Origin of the sequence: Salegentibacter sp. BLCTC (assembly GCF_015143665.1) — a bacterium.
In the GTDB taxonomy this organism is placed as follows: domain Bacteria; phylum Bacteroidota; class Bacteroidia; order Flavobacteriales; family Flavobacteriaceae; genus Salegentibacter; species Salegentibacter maritimus.
The window spans coordinates 19,978-40,130 of record NZ_WYEW01000012.1; the positions used below are offsets into that span (position 1 = coordinate 19,978).

Annotated in this window: 21 protein-coding genes and 1 tRNA gene; 9 read left to right on the forward strand and 13 right to left on the reverse strand. The window is 38.3% G+C overall.

Going from position 1 to position 20,153, the window contains the following annotated elements; translation table 11 throughout:
• Positions 1 to 12: 12 nt before the first annotated feature.
• Positions 13 to 86 (reverse strand) — tRNA-Asn (locus GUB10_RS13820).
• Between the two features lie 98 nt (positions 87 to 184).
• A complete protein-coding gene (gene rseP / locus GUB10_RS13825) occupies positions 185 to 1,501 on the reverse strand; it encodes an RIP metalloprotease RseP (RefSeq protein ID WP_193712054.1) in 1,317 nt (438 codons plus the stop codon).
• Positions 1,502 to 1,720: 219 nt separating this feature from the next.
• Between rseP and GUB10_RS13830 the strand changes: the two genes are divergently transcribed.
• The 4 genes from GUB10_RS13830 to GUB10_RS13845 all read left to right on the forward strand — a co-directional run bounded on the left by GUB10_RS13830 (position 1,721) and on the right by GUB10_RS13845 (position 4,982).
• The gene (locus GUB10_RS13830; RefSeq protein WP_193712055.1) at positions 1,721 to 2,392 is read left to right on the forward strand and encodes an SCO family protein; all 672 of its coding nucleotides are present in this window, start codon (positions 1,721 to 1,723) and stop codon (positions 2,390 to 2,392) included.
• 76 nt (positions 2,393 to 2,468) lie between these two features.
• Entirely contained in the window at positions 2,469 to 2,705 is a 237-nt protein-coding gene (locus GUB10_RS13835) for a ferrous iron transport protein A (protein ID WP_370591103.1), read from the forward strand.
• Position 2,706: 1 nt separating this feature from the next.
• Complete coding sequence (gene feoB, locus GUB10_RS13840; RefSeq protein ID WP_193712057.1) at positions 2,707 to 4,809, forward strand: ferrous iron transport protein B; 2,103 nt, start codon at positions 2,707 to 2,709, stop codon at positions 4,807 to 4,809.
• A gap of 23 nt (positions 4,810 to 4,832) precedes the next feature.
• Entirely contained in the window at positions 4,833 to 4,982 is a 150-nt protein-coding gene (locus GUB10_RS13845; protein ID WP_193712058.1) for a hypothetical protein, read from the forward strand.
• On the opposite strand, the gene GUB10_RS13850 is transcribed toward GUB10_RS13845, so the two are convergent.
• The 5 genes from GUB10_RS13850 to GUB10_RS13870 all read right to left on the reverse strand — a co-directional run bounded on the left by GUB10_RS13850 (position 4,979) and on the right by GUB10_RS13870 (position 7,568).
• Entirely contained in the window at positions 4,979 to 5,254 is a 276-nt protein-coding gene (locus GUB10_RS13850; protein ID WP_193712059.1) for a type II toxin-antitoxin system RelE/ParE family toxin, read from the reverse strand. The genes GUB10_RS13845 and GUB10_RS13850 overlap by 4 nt on opposite strands.
• Positions 5,235 to 5,450 carry a hypothetical protein gene (locus GUB10_RS13855; RefSeq protein ID WP_193712060.1) on the reverse strand — a complete coding sequence of 72 codons (216 nt, stop codon included), beginning with the start codon at positions 5,448 to 5,450 and terminating at the stop codon, positions 5,235 to 5,237. Before GUB10_RS13855 ends, GUB10_RS13850 begins: the two co-directional genes overlap by 20 nt.
• 111 nt (positions 5,451 to 5,561) lie before the next feature.
• Positions 5,562 to 5,966, reverse strand: coding sequence for a hypothetical protein (locus GUB10_RS13860; RefSeq protein ID WP_193712061.1), 405 nt, complete (start codon positions 5,964 to 5,966; stop codon positions 5,562 to 5,564).
• Between the two features lie 123 nt (positions 5,967 to 6,089).
• Positions 6,090 to 6,911, reverse strand: a complete 822-nt coding sequence (locus tag GUB10_RS13865; RefSeq protein WP_193712062.1) for a ZIP family metal transporter — start codon at positions 6,909 to 6,911, stop codon at positions 6,090 to 6,092.
• The gene (locus GUB10_RS13870; RefSeq protein ID WP_193712063.1) at positions 6,912 to 7,568 is read right to left on the reverse strand and encodes a metal-dependent transcriptional regulator; all 657 of its coding nucleotides are present in this window, start codon (positions 7,566 to 7,568) and stop codon (positions 6,912 to 6,914) included.
• A gap of 122 nt (positions 7,569 to 7,690) precedes the next feature.
• Between GUB10_RS13870 and GUB10_RS13875 the strand changes: the two genes are divergently transcribed.
• Both GUB10_RS13875 and GUB10_RS13880 read left to right on the forward strand, forming a co-directional pair.
• Entirely contained in the window at positions 7,691 to 10,045 is a 2,355-nt protein-coding gene (locus tag GUB10_RS13875) for a TonB-dependent receptor (RefSeq protein WP_193712064.1), read from the forward strand.
• A 10-nt stretch (positions 10,046 to 10,055) separates the two neighbouring features.
• A complete protein-coding gene (locus GUB10_RS13880; protein ID WP_193712065.1) occupies positions 10,056 to 10,526 on the forward strand; it encodes a thioredoxin family protein in 471 nt (156 codons plus the stop codon).
• 150 nt (positions 10,527 to 10,676) lie between these two features.
• Here the strand turns inward: GUB10_RS13880 and GUB10_RS13885 are convergent, their stop codons facing one another.
• Entirely contained in the window at positions 10,677 to 11,411 is a 735-nt protein-coding gene (locus tag GUB10_RS13885; protein ID WP_193712066.1) for a TerB family tellurite resistance protein, read from the reverse strand.
• Between the two features lie 322 nt (positions 11,412 to 11,733).
• Here GUB10_RS13885 and GUB10_RS13890 point away from each other — a divergent pair, with 322 nt between their 5' ends.
• The 3 genes from GUB10_RS13890 (at position 11,734) to GUB10_RS13900 (ending at position 13,855) form a co-directional block, all read left to right on the forward strand.
• Positions 11,734 to 12,144 carry a BrxA/BrxB family bacilliredoxin gene (locus GUB10_RS13890; RefSeq protein ID WP_193712067.1) on the forward strand — a complete coding sequence of 137 codons (411 nt, stop codon included), beginning with the start codon at positions 11,734 to 11,736 and terminating at the stop codon, positions 12,142 to 12,144.
• Positions 12,145 to 12,368: 224 nt separating this feature from the next.
• Positions 12,369 to 13,100: a 1-acyl-sn-glycerol-3-phosphate acyltransferase gene (locus GUB10_RS13895; RefSeq protein ID WP_193712068.1), complete on the forward strand. Its 732-nt coding sequence runs from the start codon at positions 12,369 to 12,371 to the stop codon at positions 13,098 to 13,100.
• A gap of 101 nt (positions 13,101 to 13,201) precedes the next feature.
• Entirely contained in the window at positions 13,202 to 13,855 is a 654-nt protein-coding gene (locus GUB10_RS13900) for an HD domain-containing protein (protein ID WP_193712069.1), read from the forward strand.
• A gap of 3 nt (positions 13,856 to 13,858) precedes the next feature.
• Here GUB10_RS13900 and GUB10_RS13905 read toward each other — a convergent pair whose 3' ends face one another.
• From GUB10_RS13905 to GUB10_RS13925, 5 genes are all read right to left on the reverse strand, one after another.
• On the reverse strand, positions 13,859 to 14,644 hold the full coding sequence (locus GUB10_RS13905) for an Fpg/Nei family DNA glycosylase (RefSeq protein ID WP_193712070.1): 786 nt from the start codon (positions 14,642 to 14,644) through the stop codon (positions 13,859 to 13,861).
• A 206-nt stretch (positions 14,645 to 14,850) separates the two neighbouring features.
• The gene (locus GUB10_RS13910; protein WP_193712071.1) at positions 14,851 to 15,927 is read right to left on the reverse strand and encodes a PA0069 family radical SAM protein; all 1,077 of its coding nucleotides are present in this window, start codon (positions 15,925 to 15,927) and stop codon (positions 14,851 to 14,853) included.
• A gap of 79 nt (positions 15,928 to 16,006) precedes the next feature.
• Entirely contained in the window at positions 16,007 to 17,821 is a 1,815-nt protein-coding gene (locus GUB10_RS13915; RefSeq protein WP_193712072.1) for a Xaa-Pro dipeptidyl-peptidase, read from the reverse strand.
• Between the two features lie 37 nt (positions 17,822 to 17,858).
• The gene (locus GUB10_RS13920; RefSeq protein WP_193712073.1) at positions 17,859 to 18,641 is read right to left on the reverse strand and encodes an enoyl-CoA hydratase/isomerase family protein; all 783 of its coding nucleotides are present in this window, start codon (positions 18,639 to 18,641) and stop codon (positions 17,859 to 17,861) included.
• Between the two features lie 26 nt (positions 18,642 to 18,667).
• The gene (locus GUB10_RS13925; RefSeq protein ID WP_193712074.1) at positions 18,668 to 20,122 is read right to left on the reverse strand and encodes a PAS domain-containing sensor histidine kinase; all 1,455 of its coding nucleotides are present in this window, start codon (positions 20,120 to 20,122) and stop codon (positions 18,668 to 18,670) included.
• Between the last annotated feature and the right edge of the window lie 31 nt (positions 20,123 to 20,153).

Here is a 20,153-nt window from a genome sequence, read left to right on the forward strand (position 1 = left end):
TCTTCTGCTTTGCTCCTCCTCTTGGGCTCGAACCAAGGACCCTCTGATTAACAGTCAGATGCTCTAACCAACTGAGCTAAGGAGGAGTGTTTTGCTCTTTAGCGGTTGCAAATATAAGTCAAAATTTAAATCACCACAAAACAAAAATCGACTTTTTTTTGAATAAATTTTACTCGCTTCCGTATCACTCAAATAACCAGCGATATACATCATTACCATTAGCATAAAGAACCAAAGCGATTAAGATAAAAAAGCCGAGCATTTGGGCAATTTCCATAAATTTATCGTTAGGTTTTCTTCCGGTTACCATTTCATATAAAAGGAACATTACATGCCCTCCATCTAAAGCGGGGATAGGTAAAATATTCATAAACGCCAGAATAATGGAAATAAGTGCCGTTGTATGCCAAAAGCCTTTCCAGTTCCAGGTATCGGGGAACATATTTCCAATGGCTCCAAAACCACCCAATTGAGAGGCTCCTTTTTGGGTAAAGACATATTTAAATTGCGCTACATAATCGTGCAGGGTCCAATAACCGTAATCAAAACCTTGTTTTATACTTTCAACAAAGCCATATTTTTGCGTTTTAATTTCAAAATCACGACGCGGGGTTATTCCAAGCTTCCCTTCCTCATCGGGCGTAACCATGGCGCTCTTTATCTCATCGCCTCGTTTAAAAATCACCTCTACTTCTTTTCCTTTGTTTTCGGCAGCTACCGGGCCAATGGTATGCCAATAACCTATTTCCCTATCGTTGATAGAAATTAGACTATCTCCTTTTTTCAAGCCGGCCTTACCTGCGGCCATTTCGGCAACCACACTATCTAAAACTGGATTTTGAATAGGAATAAAAGGCAACATAACGCCCTGTTCCCACATTTGCTCGCCTATATTTTCAGGTACCTCAATAACCTCTTCATTTCCATCCTGGTGCAAAACAGTAATATTGTTTACATCACGCATAAATAGGTAACGATTTACATCGTCGCTATTTTGAAGGTCTTCACCGTTAATTTCCAGAACCCGGTCGCCATCTTTAAATCCATATTGCTTAAATTCTTCGGCAATTGCAAAACCTTCCGGCATTTGCTCAGGGCCAATATAATTTTTACCCCAAACAAACATAATCATCATATAAATAAGAAAACCAAGTACCAGGTTTACGGTAACCCCTCCAAGCATAATAATAAGTCGTTGCCAGGTTGGTTTACTTCTAAACTCCCATGGCTCTGGGGGTTTTGCCATTTGTTCCTTATCCATACTCTCGTCTATCATCCCCGATATTTTTACATATCCGCCCAACGGTAACCAACCAATACCGTAAACAGTATCGCCTATCTTCTTTTTAAAGAGAGCAAACTTCACATCAAAAAAGAGGAAAAATTTCTCTACCCTGGTTTTAAATAATTTGGCGGGTATAAAGTGCCCCAGTTCGTGTAAAACAATAAGTAAAGACAAGCTTAACAGTAACTGTATGGCTTTAACTATAAATGGATCCATGTGTAATTCTTCAAATTTTTAAGTCGCACAAAAGTAATCTTTTATAGCATCCTAGAAAAGTTAAAAGCCTTTCGGTTTCAACACACTGAAATTTTAAGTTTTAAACTGCGACAAATTAATCACCAGGCCTTAATTTTGCAGAAAGTTTTCCCAGATTTTAATGTATAAGGGAAACCGGGTTCAGAAAAGTATTAGTTCAATTTGTGTTAATTTAAAAATATGCGCAACCTATTTAACTGGCTTAAAAAATTTGCTATTGTATTGTTTATACTCTCCGCAATTATCGTGTATAGTATTTACACCCTTCTAACTCCCAAAGAACGTCTACCCGTCTATCAACCAGATATGGTAAATGTTGAATTAGTAGATTCAACTGTACAACACGTGCGCAAATACCATACGGTTAAAGATTTTGAGTTGATTAATCAAAACGGCGATACCATTACGCAAGATTACTATAAAGATAAAATTTATGTGGCCGACTTCTTTTTTACAACCTGTCTAACCATTTGCCCTGTAATGACCGATCATATGTTGGATATTCAGGAGGAAATTAAAGACGATCCCGAAGTATTATTGCTCTCACATACCGTTTTCCCAAAAACCGATTCGGTTCCGGTTTTAAAAGCCTATGCGGAAGAAAAAGGCGTTTTAGATGAAAAATGGAACCTTGTTACCGGTAGCAAAAAGCATATTTATGAGCTTGCCAGAAAATCTTACCTGGCTTCTAAAAGCAATGGCGATGGCGGGCCTTACGATATGATACATACCGAAAATTTTGTGCTTGTAGATAAAGAAAAACGAATTAGAGGCTTTTATGATGGTACTGATGCCGAAGCCATAGAAAGCCTAATGCACGACATTGAGGTGTTAAAACAGGAATATCGATAAAAACTGGGTTTTTCCCGTCAATTTTTTTTACTGCTGAATTTTTACCTTACTTTTGCCTTGTTTAAATTTAATCTAAATAAAAGTGATTAGAACTCTGGCCGATCTAAAACGTGGAGAACGTGGGATTATCAAAGAATTTTCAGAAGAAAATATCCCGCTAAAATTACTGGAAATGGGTTGTTTGCCGGGCAATGAAGTAGAAATGTTGCAATTGGCACCCTTTAGAGATCCCATGTATTTAAATATTAATGGTAGCCACCTGGCCATAAGAAGAGAAATCGCTTTACTTATTGAAATTGACCTTATAAGCTAAGATGGCCAAACAAATAAATGTTGCGTTAATAGGAAACCCCAACACCGGCAAGACCTCCGTCTTTAATCAGCTAACCGGATTAAACCAAAAAGTGGGGAATTATCCCGGAATAACTGTTGAAAAAAAGGAAGGTATTTGCAAACTCCCTCGCGGACTCAAAGCTCATATTTTAGATCTTCCGGGCACCTATAGCCTAAATGCTTCTTCTTTAGACGAAAATGTGGTTATAGAATTATTGCTTAACAAAAGCGATAAAGATTACCCCGATGTTGCCGTAGTGGTAAGCGACGTAGAAAACCTTAAACGAAATCTACTGCTCTTTACCCAAATTAAAGACCTTGGAATTCCAAGTATCCTGGTAATTAATATGGCCGATAGGATGGAGCGAAAAGGTATCTCCCTGGATGTAGACCTACTGGAAGAACGCTTAAAAACAAAAGTTTGCCTGGTAAGTGCCCGTAAAAACACAGGGATTAATGAACTCAAAGAAGCCATAATTAATTACAGGCATATCCCAGATGAACCCTGTGTGAATGCCTCTGTAATAGCCCCCGAATATTTTGAAAGGTTAAAAAAGGCTTTTCCAAACCAATCTATATATAAACTTTGGTTGGTAATTACTCAGGATGTTAACTTTGGGAATATCAATAGAAAAGAGATTACCAATTCGGCATATTTTGAAACTAAATCCCATACCGAATTAAAAAAACTACAGCATAAAGAAACCATACTTAGGTACCAGTTTATCAATGGTGTTTTAAAAGAAACTTTAACGGTCGATTCCAGTTCAGCAAAAGACCTTCGTTCTCGTTTAGACCGCATCCTTACTCATAAAGTTTGGGGCTACGCGATATTTTTCGCTATCCTTTTGCTCATATTTCAGGCAATTTATAGCTGGTCTAGCTATCCTATGGACCTTATTGATGAAACCTTTGCCTTTTTAAGTGAATGGACCAAAATAAATTTCCCGGCAGGATCCTTTACAAATCTTATTGCCGAGGGTATTATCCCCGGGCTTGGGGGCATTGTTATTTTCATTCCTCAAATAGCCTTTTTGTTTTTATTCATCTCCATTTTAGAAGAAACCGGCTATATGAGTCGGGTGGTTTTTTTAATGGATCGCATTATGCGAAAATTCGGACTTAGCGGAAAGAGCGTGGTACCCCTGGTTTCGGGGACTGCCTGTGCCATTCCAGCGGTGATGGCCACCCGAAATATTGAAAGTTGGAAAGAACGATTAATCACCATTTTGGTGGTACCATTCACCACCTGCTCGGCACGTTTACCGGTTTACCTAATTATTATTGCCCTGGTAATTCCAGACGAAAGCGTTTGGGGCTTTAACCTGCAGGGCTTAACTTTAATGCTGCTTTACCTGCTTGGTTTTGGTGTAGCTATTGGGTCTGCATGGGTCTTAAATTTAATTCTGAATATTAAAACCCGAAGTCAATTTGTTATTGAAATGCCCAATTACAAAATGCCCATGGGCAAAAACATTGCGATTAACGTGGTAGAAAAAACAAAAGCTTTTGTTTTTGGTGCCGGAAAAATAATCCTGGCAATATCTATTATATTATGGGTTTTGGCCAGTTATGGGCCGGGAGATAAATTCAATAATGCCCAACAAATAGTGAGCGAACAATACGATAACCAAAGTAATGTAACCGAAGAACAACTTGAAGAGGAAATCGCCTCTTTTAGATTAAAAAATTCTTATATCGGGATTATGGGAAGGGGTATTGAACCAGTGGTAGCCCCCCTGGGGTACGATTGGAAAATTGGCATTGCCATTATAAGCTCTTTTGCCGCTCGTGAAGTTTTTGTAGGAACCCTGGCTACAATCTATAGTGTTGGCAGCGATGAAGAGGAAACCATTAAGAACCGAATGGCCGCAGAGATAAACCCAATTTTGGGAGGCCCCCTATTTACTTTTGCCAGTGGAATAAGCTTATTGTTATTCTATGCTTTTGCCATGCAATGCATGAGCACCCTGGCTATTGTTAAAAAAGAGACCAATTCTTGGAAATGGCCCGTATTACAATTGGTGGTTATGACCTTATTCGCCTATTTTGTAGCGCTGGCTGCTTTTCAATTATTAAAATAAATGTAAATCAAAGATTCATAATTATGGCACTAATACAAGAAATACTCGTTTTTATCACCTTCGCGATCGCCCTGGGATATATGTTTACAAAATTCATTTGGAAACCCGCTTTTTTAAAAAAGAAGTCTGAAAAAGCAAAAGCCTGCGGAGTTTCAGGTTGTGGTTGTGATTAATCTCTTTTTGGAAAATATCTGTAAATCTCCTTTCGTTGCAAAAAACGAACAAGCAGAATTTCTTGTTCAGTCAACTTTTTAATCCCCAATCTATAATCACCTATTCGAATTCTATAAAAATCTTTAAATCCTTTAAGCTTTTTAATCGGTTGTTGACTTAAATTTTCGGCATTTTGAAGCTGTTCAATTTTTTTAAAAAGCTTTTCTTTAACTTTTTTATCAGTGATTTTTGCAGTGTCTTTTGCCAGGCTTTTACTGATTCTTACCTTCATCTTTTAAAAGTGATTGTTTAAAATCTTCCAGGCTCATTTCTTCTTCATTTACTCCTTCCTCAATTGCTAATCCAAACGCATATTCCTCTAATTCGTTAGACTTTAAAAATTGAGCTTCAATGCCAAGTTTATTGGCAAGTTTTATAAGCAACTTTAAATCTTCTTTTGATTCTCCTTTTAAAATTACTGATTCCATAATAAATTTTTAATTACAAGATAAGGGTTATTTCTCATTTGTACTAAGTCTCTTAAATGATAAAATTCATTTTAAGGGCTAAGCCTGCGGAGTTTTAGGTTGTGGTTGTGATTAATTTTCTAAGTTTTCAGTTATCTTCAACTTAAGCTGGTAATCTGAAGCCTTTATCTTTCGGGAAGTTTTGGGATACGGGCTAAGCGACAGGAATTTTATCTTAACATCCTCATTAAAAAAACTGGCCAGGCCGGGCGCATTAGTAACTGCATTGCTACGCAAACTAATAATCTTTGTTCCTAAAGATTTATTGCCTTCAACTATTTCTACCAGTATTTTTGCTTCGCCGGCCCAAATACAAGTCACATCATCTGGGCATCTTGAATCTTCCAATACCTCTTTAAATACAATTTTTTTGTCTTTAAAATTGAAAGATTCCCCCAAATAAGTTGTAGCAGAATAATCTGTAATTTCCACCTCCTGTGCTCCTGCAACAAAACTGAAAAAACAGAAAATAAGCATTGGTGAAATCGGTTTTAAGAAAAGAAAAACCGTATTAAATCGCCTTAAGCCTGGATTCGGTATCAATATGTGCATAGCCTTTATTATTAAAGACTAAAACACTAAACCAATGTTGCAAAAGGTTTAACCTAAACCAACATCCAGGGTCATCATCACCATAAATCCAACTATAAAGCCCATAGTGGCAATATCGGTATAATTTCCTTTTTGCGATTCCGGTACTACTTCTTCCACTACCACAAAAATCATAGCCCCGGCAGCAAATGAAAGCGCATAAGGTAAAATAGGTTCAAAGGTCAATACCGCCCAGGCACCAAGCACTGCGGCAAAGGGTTCTACAATGGCCGATAGTTGACCGAAATTAAAACTTTTCCACCGGCTCATTCCCTGTCCGCGCAGTGGCATGGCAACAGCAAAACCTTCCGGGAAGTTTTGTAAACCTATTCCAAGCGCCAGGGCGACGGCACCACCTATAGTCGCTCCTTCCAAGCCTGCACCGGCAGCTCCAAAAAGTACACCCACGGCCAGGCCTTCAGGAATATTGTGTAAGGTAATGGCCAGGGTAAGCAGAACAGATTTATGCCAGGGGGTTTTAATCCCTTCTTTTTCGCTCATTTTAAAGTTTACGTGCAAATGGGGAAGTATTTTATCAAGTCCAAAAAGAAAGATTGCACCTAGCCCAAATCCAATAAGTGGTGGTACTGTTTTTTCAAAACCTTCGCCGGGACTCATTTCTATTCCGGGTGCCAATAAACTCCAAAAACTGGCAGCCACCATAACCCCACCGGTAAACCCAAGCATACCGTCAAATAATTTTCTATTCATATTTTTAAATAGAAAAACCAGGGAGGCACCTGCAGCCGTAAGTAACCAGGTGAAAATTGTAGCCAACAATGCAGCTAAAACGGGGTCTAATTGCTCAAAATAAGCGATTACATCTTCCATTTATTGTGTTTTTATATATAGGTTGTTAGATATTAATTGAGATATTCTTAATTCTCTTTCTTCTATAACAATTAGCATAGAGCCATCAAAGGCTTCCTTTTCCAATACTTTAATTTCTTTTCCCAGTGAGATATTGTTCTTATCTAAAAATCTTAAAAATTCAGATGAAGAATCCTTTACCCCAACACAAATCCCTTTTTCCTCTTTATCAAGCTCAGCAAGCAACATTTTATTTGCTACACTAAAGTTCCCTTCGGCATCGGGAATGGGATCGCCATGAGGATCACGCTTAGGGAATCCCAGAAATTTATCCAATTCCCGGGTAAGTTTTTCAGATTTAATATGCTCTAATTGCTCAGCGATATCGTGCACCTCGTCCCAATTAAAGTCCAATTTTTCTACAAGAAAATATTCCCATAAACGGTGTTTCCTAACCACCTGAATGGCTGTCTTCTTCCCCAATTCACTTAGTTTCACCCCCTGGTATTTCTTGTAAACCACCAGCTCTTTTTCCGATAACTTCTTTATCATATCAGTAACCGAAGAAGCCTTGGTCTCCATTTCTTCCGCCAGGGCATTGGTACTAACACCTGCCTGGTATTTTTTTTCTAAATGAAAAATTGCTTTCAAATAATTTTCTTCCGAAAAACTAAACATACTCAGCTTTTTTTGCTAGCCAAAAGTACATATTTAATTTTAAAAAACAATATTTTTAGTCTTGTCTAAATTTATTTTATACATTTGAAAAAAATATAAAGTTGAAATTTTATTTCCGAAGCATGAAAAAGCTAATTACCTTATTAATACTGAGCACTTCACTAGCCGTAGCCCAAAACTCTGAAACCAATATTTCGGGTACCATCACCTCAAACGGAGAAGTGGTACCTTTTGCAAGTGTGTATATAAAAGATAAGCCAATAGGTACCGATGCCGATGTGAACGGAAAGTATGAATTAAATGTACCTACAGGTCCTGCTACTATTATAGCAAGATCTCAGGGATACCGGTCTCAAAGCAAAGAGATAAAATTTACAGATAACAAAAAACAAACTATAAATTTTTCCCTCATTGAAGATGCCCTGGGTTTAGAGCAAGTAGTGGTAAGTGCTACCCGTAACAGGATTAGTAAAAAAGAAGCACCGGTAATTGTAAATGTACTTAGCCCCAAATTATTTGAAGCCACCCAGTCTATCTCCCTGGCAGACGGACTTAATTACCAGTCGGGGGTACGTGTGGAAACAAATTGCCAAAACTGCGGCTTTACACAGGTTCGCCTTAATGGCCTGGGAGGTGAATATACCCAGGTATTGGTAAACAGCCGACCCGTTTTTAGTGCCTTAAACGGGGTTTATGGTTTAGAGCAAATACCTATTAGCACTATTGAACGGGTAGAAGTGGTACGCAGTGGTGGCTCGGCCTTATTTGGCTCTAATGCCATTGCAGGAACCGTAAATGTAATCACCAAAGAACCCATAAACGATAGCTGGGAAGTGAGTTCAAACCTTGCGCTTATAGATGGAGAAACAGCCGATAGAAATGTAAACCTGAATGCTTCAGTAGTTAGTGAAGACTTAAGCAGTGGGGTTACGGTATATGGGATATTTCGCGATCGTGATGCCTATGATGCTAACGAAGACGGATTTAGTGAAATTACAAAACTCACCAATAATTCCCTGGGTGCCAAAGCATTTTTAAGACCCAACGATAATAGTAGAATTGGCCTGGATTTTACCGGAATTAGAGAGTATAGACGTGGCGGAGATCGTATTGACCTGGCACCTCAGTTTACCGATATTACCGAAGAACTGGACCATAACACTATTTTTACAGGCCTTGACTACGAATTATGGGACGACGAACGTAAAAATAATGCCTCAGCCTATATTTCTGTGCAGCATACAAATAGAGACAGTTACTACGGAGGTTTAGGTGGTGGCCGCAGCAAAGCCGATTCTATCGCGGCCAATAATGCTTTTGGAAAAACCACAGATCTTGCGGTGGTTTCAGGAGCAAAATATAGCCATAGCTTCTCTAATAAAGATGTTCTTACCACCGGCCTGGAATATCAACTAAATGAAACAAAAGATGAGATTACCGGTTATAACCGCATCGTTGATCAGAAGGTGAATAGCATTGGGCTTTATAGCCAGTACGAATGGAAACCAATTGAAGATTTTACCGCATTAATTGGAGCTCGTTTAGATTACGTAAGCGTAGATGGTTTGTATGGCATTCAAAACATACAACGTTCTACAGAAATTAGTGAAACAGTATTAAGCCCGCGTTTAACTATTTTGTACAATCTCTCAGAAAATTTACAATTTAGAGGAGGTTATGCTCGTGGATTTAGGGCGCCCCAGGCTTTTAACGAAGATCTGCATATCTCTTCGGTTGGCGGGGAACAGCGATTTGTTATTCTTTCAGAAAATTTAGAAAGTGAATTCTCCAATGCCTATACGGCGTCTTTTGATTTCACTAAAAATTACAATAAAGTACAGACCAATTTTTTAATAGAAGGATTCTATACAAGCCTTAAAAACCCGTTTACCATAGTTAGTACCGGCACCTCGCTACCCAATGGCTCTATTTTAGAGGAGTCTCGAAACGGCTCTGGAGCTTATGTGGCGGGAACTAATATGGAATTTACAATTTCCCCAAACGAATCTTTATTTTTCCAGGCCGGGGCCACCATACAACGTTCTACCTTTAAAGAAAACCAGGTTCTTTATGAGGCCGATGGAGATTCTGCCGGGGAAGAAGATGTAATTTTAGACGAATTTATTCGCTCGCCCAATGTTTATGGCTTTTTAAATTCTAACTGGAGCATAAACGACAACTTTAATTTAGACCTAACCGGAAGCTATACCGGCTCTATGATAGCACCGCGGGTTGTTAGCGAAACCGGTTTTATAAAATTGATAGACACAGAAGATTTTCTGGATATGACAGCAAAATTCACCTATCACTTTGACCCTATAGAAAATTTTCACGTAGAACTAAGCGGTGGTGTACAAAACCTATTTGACAGTTACCAAAATGATTTTGACCGGGGCCCACTTAGGGACTCCGATTATATCTATGGCCCAAACCGGCCAAGAACCGTATTTATAGGATTAAAATTTGGCGATTTTTAAAACAAGAATTATGCGAATGCATGGCTACTTTTTATTCATTTTACTACTGGTATTTCCTAGCGTAAATGCTCAGAAAAAAGCTGAAATAAATTGGAAAAGCTGGGCAGAACTTGAACAGGCACTAAAAAAAGCACCAAAGCCGGTATTTGTCTTTTTTCACGCCGAATGGTGTGCCTATTGCAAAAAAATTGAGCGGGAAATATTTACAAACCAAAAAGTAATAAACAAATTAAATTCAGATTATTACGCGGTAGAAATGGATGTTGAAACTACCGATACCATCTATTTCGACAATATAAAATTGGTGAACAAACAAGCCCTTACCCAAAGAAATGGGGTTCACCAACTTGCACTATTGCTAGCCAATCGTAAAGGAGTACCATTTTCGCTACCGGCCACTATTATTTTAAACAGTGATTTTGCCATAAAAAAACGGATTTTTGAGTATTATACATCGAAAAATCTTTTAAATATCCTTTAAGAATTTTTTAGTGATTGGATTAGGGCGGTTTCAGTTATTCTAAAAAATAACAGAAATCGCTCTATGATTTTTCAGTTTTCAAAGTATCTAAGAACTAATATAAAACGTGGGTCCTTAAATTACAGGCTAACTATTATTCTTCAAAAAAACTTACAATCCGCGTTCCTTTTGAATTTGTTCGTAAGCTTCCTGGACCTTATTGAATTTTTCCTGCGCCCCTTTTCTGTAGGCTTCATCCATATGTCCTAATTTATCGGGATGGTATTTTTTCACCATCGTGCGGTAGGCTTTTTTAACTTCGGCATCGCTGGCTGATTTTTCGATCTCCAAAATTTTATAAGCATTATCGGCCGATTTAAAGAACATGGCTTTTAAGCTCTCAAAATCCATTCTGCCAATTCTAAGGTAACCGGCAATTTCCTGGATTACCCGTGCTTCAGCATCGCTTACTTTTCCATCGGCCTGGGCAATTCCGAATAAAAAGTGGATAATTTGTAAACGTGCCGGGTATTTTGTTCTGGCGGCCAAATACTGTGAAATTCTTAATGCCGAAATTTCACGATTCTTAACCAACTCATTAAAGGTTCTAAAGGTTGCATTAGCGCGTTCCTTCCCATAAGCCTGCACAAAGTAAGAGCGCACATAATCCATTTCAGATTGCGAAACCTGCCCATCGGCCTTAATCACCAGGGAACATAAAGACAATAAATTAAGCTCGAAATCGCCGGGAGAAACTTTTTGATCCTGCTCTCCAAACATTTGTTTAAATGCTCCACCACTACCGCGGCTCCAGTTATCTATAAGGGTTCCTACAATAAATCCTAAAATGGCTCCCGGAAACCGGAAATACATATAGCCAATTACGGCGGCAATCCACTTAAACATGAAGAAAATTTTTAATAAGCGGCAAAGATACTATTTTAGTAGACAATGAAGGTTTAAATGCTCTAAGGCTTAGCTCGAAATTATTCAATGGTTCTTAAAGAATAGCTCGTGAGCTTGCTACCAGGTAATTTACTCATGAAATGAGATTTAAAAGCCAAAAGCCTTGTAGCAATTTTTAAAGGTAGAGCCTTGTAATACCCAACATAAAATAAAAGCCTTCATCAATTTATCCTATCTCCACATAATTAATTGGAATATGGACACCTGAAGTTAATTTGGTATCTTTGTAACTTACAAAAGTTTAATACAAAAAAACAACTATATGTATCCAGCAGATTTAGTAAAACCTATGCGAGAAGACCTTACCAGCATTGGTTTTGAAGAATTACACAGCGTAGAAGATGTAGAAAACGCCATGAAAAAAGAAGGAACTACCCTGGTAGTTGTAAATTCGGTTTGTGGATGTGCTGCCGCCAATGCAAGACCGGGCGCAAGAATCTCTTTACAAAATGCAAAAAAACCAGATAATTTAGTAACTGTTTTCGCAGGGGTAGACAAAGAAGCTACCGAAAAAGCGCGTAGCTTAATGGTACCTTTCCCTCCATCTTCGCCTTCCATGGCACTTTTTAAAGACGGTGAATTAGTACATATGCTAGAGCGTCACCACATTGAAGGCCGTCCGGCAGAAATGATTGCCGAAAACCTTGTTGGTGCTTACAACGAGTTTTGCTAAGCAGCTATATCTAGTATAAACTATTAAATGACTGGTTGAAAAGTCTTATTGCGTCAAGCTAAACTTGTTTCAGCTTCTAGGTTAATTTGAAACTAGATCCTGAAACAAGTTCAGGATGACGAACAAAATCAATTTTTCAACCAGTCATTTTTTATTTCCCTTTCCCACATTTGTACTTGCAGGTTTAAGGCTTAAATACTTAATTTAGCCGCATAATTTATGTGATGAAAAAAATACTTTCATATCCGCTAACGGCCCTCTATTATCTTTTCTTTTTTATCAATCTACTGGTTTTTCATCCAATTCAATGGCTTTGTCTAAAGCTAGGTGGCTACCAGGCACATAAGAAAAGTGTAGATATCTTTAATTTCTTTTTAATGCGTTGCCTAAATGTATTAGGTACGCGGTTTAGCTTTGATAATCCCTACGATATCCCGATAGAAAAACCCTGTATCTTTATCTCAAACCACCAGGGAATGTACGATATTCCACCCATAATTTGGTATTTAAGAAAACACCATCCAAAATTTGTAAGTAAAAAAGAACTGGGAAAAGGCATCCCCAGTATTTCTTTTAATTTACGCCACGGAGGTTCTGTATTAATTGACAGAAAAAACAAACGGGAGTCGCTTATTAAAATGAGTAAATTTGCTAAATATCTTACTAAAACCAACCGTTCTGCAGTTATCTTTCCCGAAGGCACACGAAGTAGAACAGGAGCCCCTAAAAAGTTTGCGGTAAGTGGTATGCAAATGCTTTTTAAACAAATGCCTGAAGCACTTATTGTTCCCATAACCATCAATAATTCCTGGGAACTCTTTAAACACGGCAATTTCCCAATGGAGCCGGGAGTTCATATAAAATTAAAGGTTCACGAACCTATTCCCGTAGCTTCAGACGATCCGGAAAGCCTGGTTGCTAAAGTAGAAAGAACCATTATTGCCGATATTAAATAAATTTAAAAACCGTCTGTGGGTATATTAAAACGTCATCCTGTAAAGCCGAGCAGGTTCAGCTTGACGAAACGATACTTCCAAAAATATTCTTTGATTTGAATATGAATAAATCTCAGGTTTTAAAAAATACCGAAGACTTCGTAAAAGAAAGCCTTAAAAATGCGGAAGGTGGTCACGATTGGTTTCACATTCAACGGGTTTGGCGAAATGCGAAATTAATTGCGAAAACTGAAACTGCCGATCTTTTTATCGTAGAATTGGGTGCGCTTCTCCACGATATTGCCGATTCTAAATTCCATAATGGCAACGAAACCATAGGGCCTAAAGTGGCTTCAGAATTCCTTAAAAAACAACAGGTTTCTGCTGAAATTATAACACAGGTGGTGAAAATCATCGAAAACGTATCTTTTAAAGGAGGAAATGTTTCGCAGGATTTTAACTCAATTGAATTAAAGATCGTCCAGGACGCCGACCGGCTGGATGCTTTGGGAGCTATTGGTGTTGCCAGGACTTTTAATTACGGAGGGTTTAAAGAACGGGCGCTTTATGACCCCGAAATTAAACCCAGGCTCAATATGAGCAAGGAAGAATATAAAGCTTCTAGCGCCCCAACTATTAATCATTTTTACGAAAAGTTGCTTTTACTAAAGGACCGTATGAACACTAAAACCGGAAAGGAAATTGCCCAAAAACGTCACGAATTTATGGAGTTGTACCTTGAACAGTTTTATGCAGAGTGGCATGGAGAGCTTTAAAAATCAGGCTTTTTCTTTTTGACAGGCAGGGCAAAAATAGGTGGTTCTCCCAGAAATTTTAATTTGCTCTATTTTACCGTTGTTCCGCGGACAGGCTGCAGCTTTTTTTCGCACCGAAGTCAGGTAACTTTCAGGAAGTTTTTTTCCTTCTATTCTGGCCTTTTTTACTACTTCTAAAACCTCAGCAATATTTTTAAAGATTTCGGTTTTCTCTTTTGTTGAAAGTTTATTCACTCTGGTGGCCGGGTGAACCTTAGACTGAAACAGCACCTCATCGGCATATAAATTTCCAATTCCGGCAATGAGTTTTTGATTCATTAGCAATCCTTTTATACTTCCGGTTTTAGCCTTTAAAATCTCTAAAAACACCTCTTTTTTAAGCGCCAAAGCATCAATTCCTAAATTATTCTCTTTTTGAAATTGGGCTAAGCTTTCAGCTAAATAGAGTTTTCCGAACTTCCGGGGGCAGGTAAAGGAAAGCCTGGAATGATCCTGAAAAGTTAGCGTAAGTTGCGCATATTTTGGAACCTCGTTGTGCTGGTAGTGTTCTAGCTTACCGGTCATCCCAAAATGTACCACCAAACATCCCTGCTTTTCTAAATTGAGGAACAAATATTTTCCCAAACGCTCGCTACTGGTAAATTGATTGTTTTGAAGCACTTTTTCAAATTCACTTTTATCTGACTGGTATATTTTTTTATCTCCGGTTTCTACTTTTACAATCTTTTTATGCAAAATAGTAGCATCGGCATATTTTTTTTGATAAGCAACTTCAGGTAGTTCCGGCATATTTTCTCTGTTCTCTGTTCTCTGTTCTCTAAAATATTAATGATTTCAGCATAAAGCTTATAAATTCGTCATAAACTTAAAAAAATGAGACTAAATTTAATGCAAATGTAATCTTTGAAAAAAATTGAAAGTAAACTACCTAGGGGCATTACGGCCTTTGGCGGTGCTAATAAATTTATAAGCGAGTTCAGCAACAGGATACTCTTTTAAAAAAGTTTCATTTGACCATCTTTAAATTGTTCATGTAAATGACAGTTTAGCTGTGGTTTCGCTTTTCCTTTTAAATATTTAGCCCTTGCTATTTTAAAGTGCTGCTTTACCTGATCGGCGAACTCGCCTTCCCCCTTCATTCTTGTACCAAACCTGCTATCATTTAAGCTTCCGCCGTGCACACTTTCAATTTGGTGCAATACTTTACTGGCCCTATCGGGCATTGTTTTCTTAATCCAGTCAGTAAAAATTGCTCCAATTGAACCGTTTAAACGCACAATAGTGTAGCCCACTCCCAATGCGCCCCTTTCCGAAACCTCTTTAACCAGGGGCATAATTTCGTGAGAATTAATAGAAGGTATTATGGGTGCCATCATAACACTTACCGGAATATTAGCCGTAGAAAGTCTTTCTATGGTTTCCAGGCGTTTCTTTATACTGGCCGTTCGGGGCTCCAAAATACTACGGGTCTTTTCATCAAGCGAAGTAACCGAAAGGTTTACATGTACTAAATTATCTGCCGCCAGTTCTCTAAGAATATCCATATCCCTTTGCACCAGGGCATTTTTGGTGATAATGCCCACAGGATGTTTGTATTTTAGAAAGGTTTCCAATAGTTGCCTGGTAATTTTCAGTTTCTTCTCTGTAGGCTGGTAACAATCGGTATTTCCTGAAAGTACAATAGGTTTGGCTTTCCATTTTTTACTGCTAAGCTTTTTCTCCAGCAGTGTTACCGCATTTCTTTTTACCAGAATCTTTTGCTCAAAATCAAGTCCGGCGCCATAGCCCCAATATTCATGGGAGTTCCTGGCATAGCAATAAATACATCCATGTTCGCAACCCTGATAAGGATTTAAGGAGAAGCCCATACCAACATCGGGGCTGGTCACTTTATTTACAATGCTTTTAGGGAAGGTATCTATTAAAAGCGTTTTAGAATTCTGAACTTCATCTCCTTCAACTGCACAGTAATTTAAAAAATCATCTCTAAACTCGTGTTCAAGAGCATTAAAACGATTGTGCACATTTTTTTGGGCACCCCGCCCTTTTATATACTTTTCAATTTTGGACATAAAAAAACTTTGAGGTAGCAATACACCTCAAAGTTAATTTAAATATTGGAATAATTCCTTTTTTTAGTATTTTATCCTATTATTTCATTGCTTTTTGTAGGGCCGGCATTCCACCCACCACAGGAATCTCTATATGGGTTTCATCGAGATCTACAGTAAGTTGGGTGCCTGGTTCTGGTAATAGTGTAAATTTATTGTCGCTAGAAAAAATCATCAATCCTATTTGTTGCCCCGCAGGAATTACCTGATCATCGGGATTAAGGTCGAAGGACAATTCATAAAACCTACCCGGTTCTAAAGCTTCACTTTCGGTTAGCGATTTATAATTTTGCGGATCTGCCCAACCCCTGGTGATAATATTATCGGTTATTTTGGTATTCTCACCTGAATTCCAGGGCAGCGAAACCATCCAAACCGAAAGATTTGCTGCCGGCTTACTACTGGCCAACTTAATCTTTATAGTAGACAAGCCCGAAAGATGCACATCTTCATTTAAAATAGGTGTAGTAAATAATAAACGATGTTTAGAGCTTTTAAGCTTTGCCAGAGAATCTGCAGAGAAATTATGATTATCAATTAAGGTTTGTTTTCCCTGATTTTTTATTTTTTTAGTGCTAAGCGCTCCCTTTTTTAATCCGTTGTTCTGTAAATACAATCTAACTTTTTCAGCATCCGGATTTGGATAATTTGCATAAGCCGTTGGTTTTTTGGGATGGTCATCTTCCCGAACAATATAAGCTTTAGGGCCTTTTTCTATATCATTATCTACTCCAAACAGGTATTTGGTAAACCACTTATTCATCATGGAAATTGGTGGTGGACCACCATGCCCATATTGATGGTAATAGATTTTAACCGGCAGGCCTTTTTCTTCTGCAGCTTTATAAATACGGTAACTATGCTCTGGCATTACATTCCAATCGTTAAAACCGTGTGCCATAAATAATGCGGCCTTCATAGGTTCCATTTCATTTAAATAGTCACGACCCGCCCAAAACTCGTTATAGTCTCCGGTTATACGGTCAATCCCATTTTTAATTTCGGTATCGCGATAAACAGAATCGGCATAAGCGCGTTTTGATTCATCGCCACTATGAATAAAATTATACAGCACATCTACATCTTCGCCCAGATAACCACCCGGCGAACGCACCAACCCATTGGAACGATAATAATGGTAATAAGAAGTATTTGGTGCGATGGGAATAATAGCTTCCAAACCTTCTACCCCTGTTGTGGCAGCTGCCAGAGGAATTGTTCCGTTATAGGAAGTCCCTGTCATCCCTACCTTTCCGGTGGTCCAGTAAGCTTCAACTTCTTCGTCTCCATAAGGAGTCTTATATCCTTTCGCCCGCCCGTTAAGCCAATCTATTACTGCTTTTGGCGCGAGAGATTCGTTATCTCCCCCTACGGTTGGAGAACCTTGCGAAAGCCCTGTTCCCGGCGATGAAGAATGTACTACGATGTATCCACGCGGCACCCAGGTGTTTATTTGTGAATTGGAAATGATTGGGCGCTCCCCAATTCTGGTTACAGATGGATGAACAATATCTTTTCCCTTTTCCCCAAGCTCGTGATAAACATCATAAAAAGCACCTTCTACATCGGGTGCTACGCCTGCAAAATAGGGACTGGACTCATAAACTACAGGAAGTTTTAAACCTTCGGTTTCAGTTTGTTTTGGCCTGGTTACCGCCACATGCATCCTGTCTGGCAATTCATCACCATCAGTATCAAAATTGGTTTCTACCCATAGATCTTCGCGAATCCAATCTTCGGGGATATTAAATTCAGGAACAATTTGTGCTTCCCCATTTTCAAAAAAGGGTTTCACTTGTTCCTGGGCACTTAAGCTAAAAGTACTAAGGAATAGTATTAATAAGAGTTTTTTCATATAAGAATTTTTAAGAGCAAATTTTGGTCTGTATTATTTATTTCCCCGGAAAATCGGCTTTGCGTTTATTTAAAAAGGCTAAAGTCCCTTCTTTAAAATCTTCGGTTGCGAAAGAACTTCCAAATTCGCTAATTTCAACTTCAAAACCGTTTACGCCATCTTCGTAATTTGCATTAACCGCTCTAATAGCTGCACTCATAGCAACTAAAGAATTTCTCATAATCTTTTGAGCAATTTTTTCTGTAAACTCTATAAGTTCATCCGGCTCGCAAACGTGATTCACAAGATTATATTGAAGCGCCTGTTTAGCATCTATCATTCCGGCAGTCATAATCATTTCCATAGCGCGCCCCTTTCCAACAAGTTGTGGAAGTCGTTGTGTACCACCATAGCCGGGAATTAAACCCAGGGAAGTTTCGGGTAAGCCCATTTTTGCGTTATCGCTGGCCACTCTAAAATGTGTTGCCATGGCCAATTCGAGTCCGCCGCCAAGGGCAAAACCATTTACCGCTGCAATCACCGGTTTCGGGAAATTTGCCACAAAATCGAATAAATTGGCTTGTCCTTTAGCGGCAAGCTCCCGACCTTCTTCTGCAGAAAAATCGGCAAATTCACTAATATCGGCACCCGCTACAAAGGCCTTTTCTCCGCTTCCGGTTAAAATAACCACTTTTACTTCTTCATCTTCCCTCGCATCAGTAAAAGCCTCATGAAGTTCCTGAATAGTATCCCTGTTTAATGCGTTTAATTTTTTTGGACGATTAATAATGATGTGTAAGATTCCCTCATTATTTTCTGTTACAATATTTTCGAATTCCATATCTAAGATTTTTATTCGGTTTTTATTTATTTTGGAAATCGCACCTTAAATGTAGTGCCTTTCCCCTGTTTAGAAGTAAAGGTAATACTTCCGTTATAGGTTTCCACAATATTCTTTACCATAGCTAGCCCAAGTCCCATCCCGCTATTTTTGGTCGTAAATTTAGGTTCAAATACCTTTTCTATATTTTCTTCGGAAATTCCTGCACCATTATCTGAAATAATCACACAAACATTTTCCTCTTCTTCATGAATACTCACCATAATTCGAGGATTTTTTTGGCCCTGCATAGCCTGTATGGCATTTTTCACCAAGTTGGTTATAACCCTAATAAGCTGTGTTCGGTCAAATTTGGCAAGGATTTCTTCTTTTTCACTGGTAAATTGAATATAATTTTCATTGAAAATATCCAGTGCGAGCTTTACTATTTTTGGCACGTTTAGCATCTCATTTTGCTGCGCCGGCATTTTGGCGAAATTTGAAAACGCCTCTGCAATAGAGCTCATTGTATCTATCTGGTTGATGAGGGTAGTAGAATATTCGGCTACTTTTGCTTCTATTTCAGGATCATGTTTATTAAAATTACGCTCAAAACTTTGAACGCTTAAACGCATTGGAGTTAACGGATTTTTAATTTCGTGAGCTACCTGTTTGGCCATTTCGCGCCAGGCCTGCTCCCGTTCACTGGCAGCCAGTTTTACAGCACTTTCTTCCAGCTCGTCTATCATACTATTATAAGCCGCCACAAGGGTATAAATCTCTTCGGAAGCATTGTTAATATCTATTTTCTGGTTGCGTTTATCCAGCCTGGTTTCTGTAATTTTATCTGAAATAATTTTTAGGGATTTAGTGATATATTTTGAAAGGAAATAAGACAAAATAATTGCCAGCACCAACATAAATAAATACACTTCTCCCATTCGTAGAAGGAAATTATTTAAATCGCGATTTAAAACCGTATCATCCTGCACATAGGGAAGGTACAAGATAGCCAGGGGTTTAAACTTTCCATCTAAAATATAAGAATAAGAAGACTGAAATTTTTGATCGTTAATTTCATTTTTTTCAATATACCTTTTGCTTTCCGATAGTTCTAATTTTCGTAAAATATGCGCATCTAGCTGATTATCGGTAGTATCTCTGAAAAAGGATTGATCAGATTTTATTAAGAGTTCCCCCTGAAGATCATAAATGTTGATTTGCATTTCATGAACCTGGGCCATTTCATGAATCTTATTGCGCTCCCTAAAAATGATGTCTATATTCTCGGTATTTACCAGAAAAGTAGTACTGGCCAGGATAAATTTAATATTTTCCTTAATAGCCTGTTCTTTTCTTTCCAGGCGCTCACGGTGATAATTCTCGGCTTCGTGCTTATATTGATACACCGTAATACCCACAATTAAAATAGAAGCTCCCAACACCAATAGGATCATGGAGATAAAAATGCGGGTACTTAAAGAAAGTTTTGAAAGCTTCATAATTAATAATTAGCTCAATGTAAGCAATTAT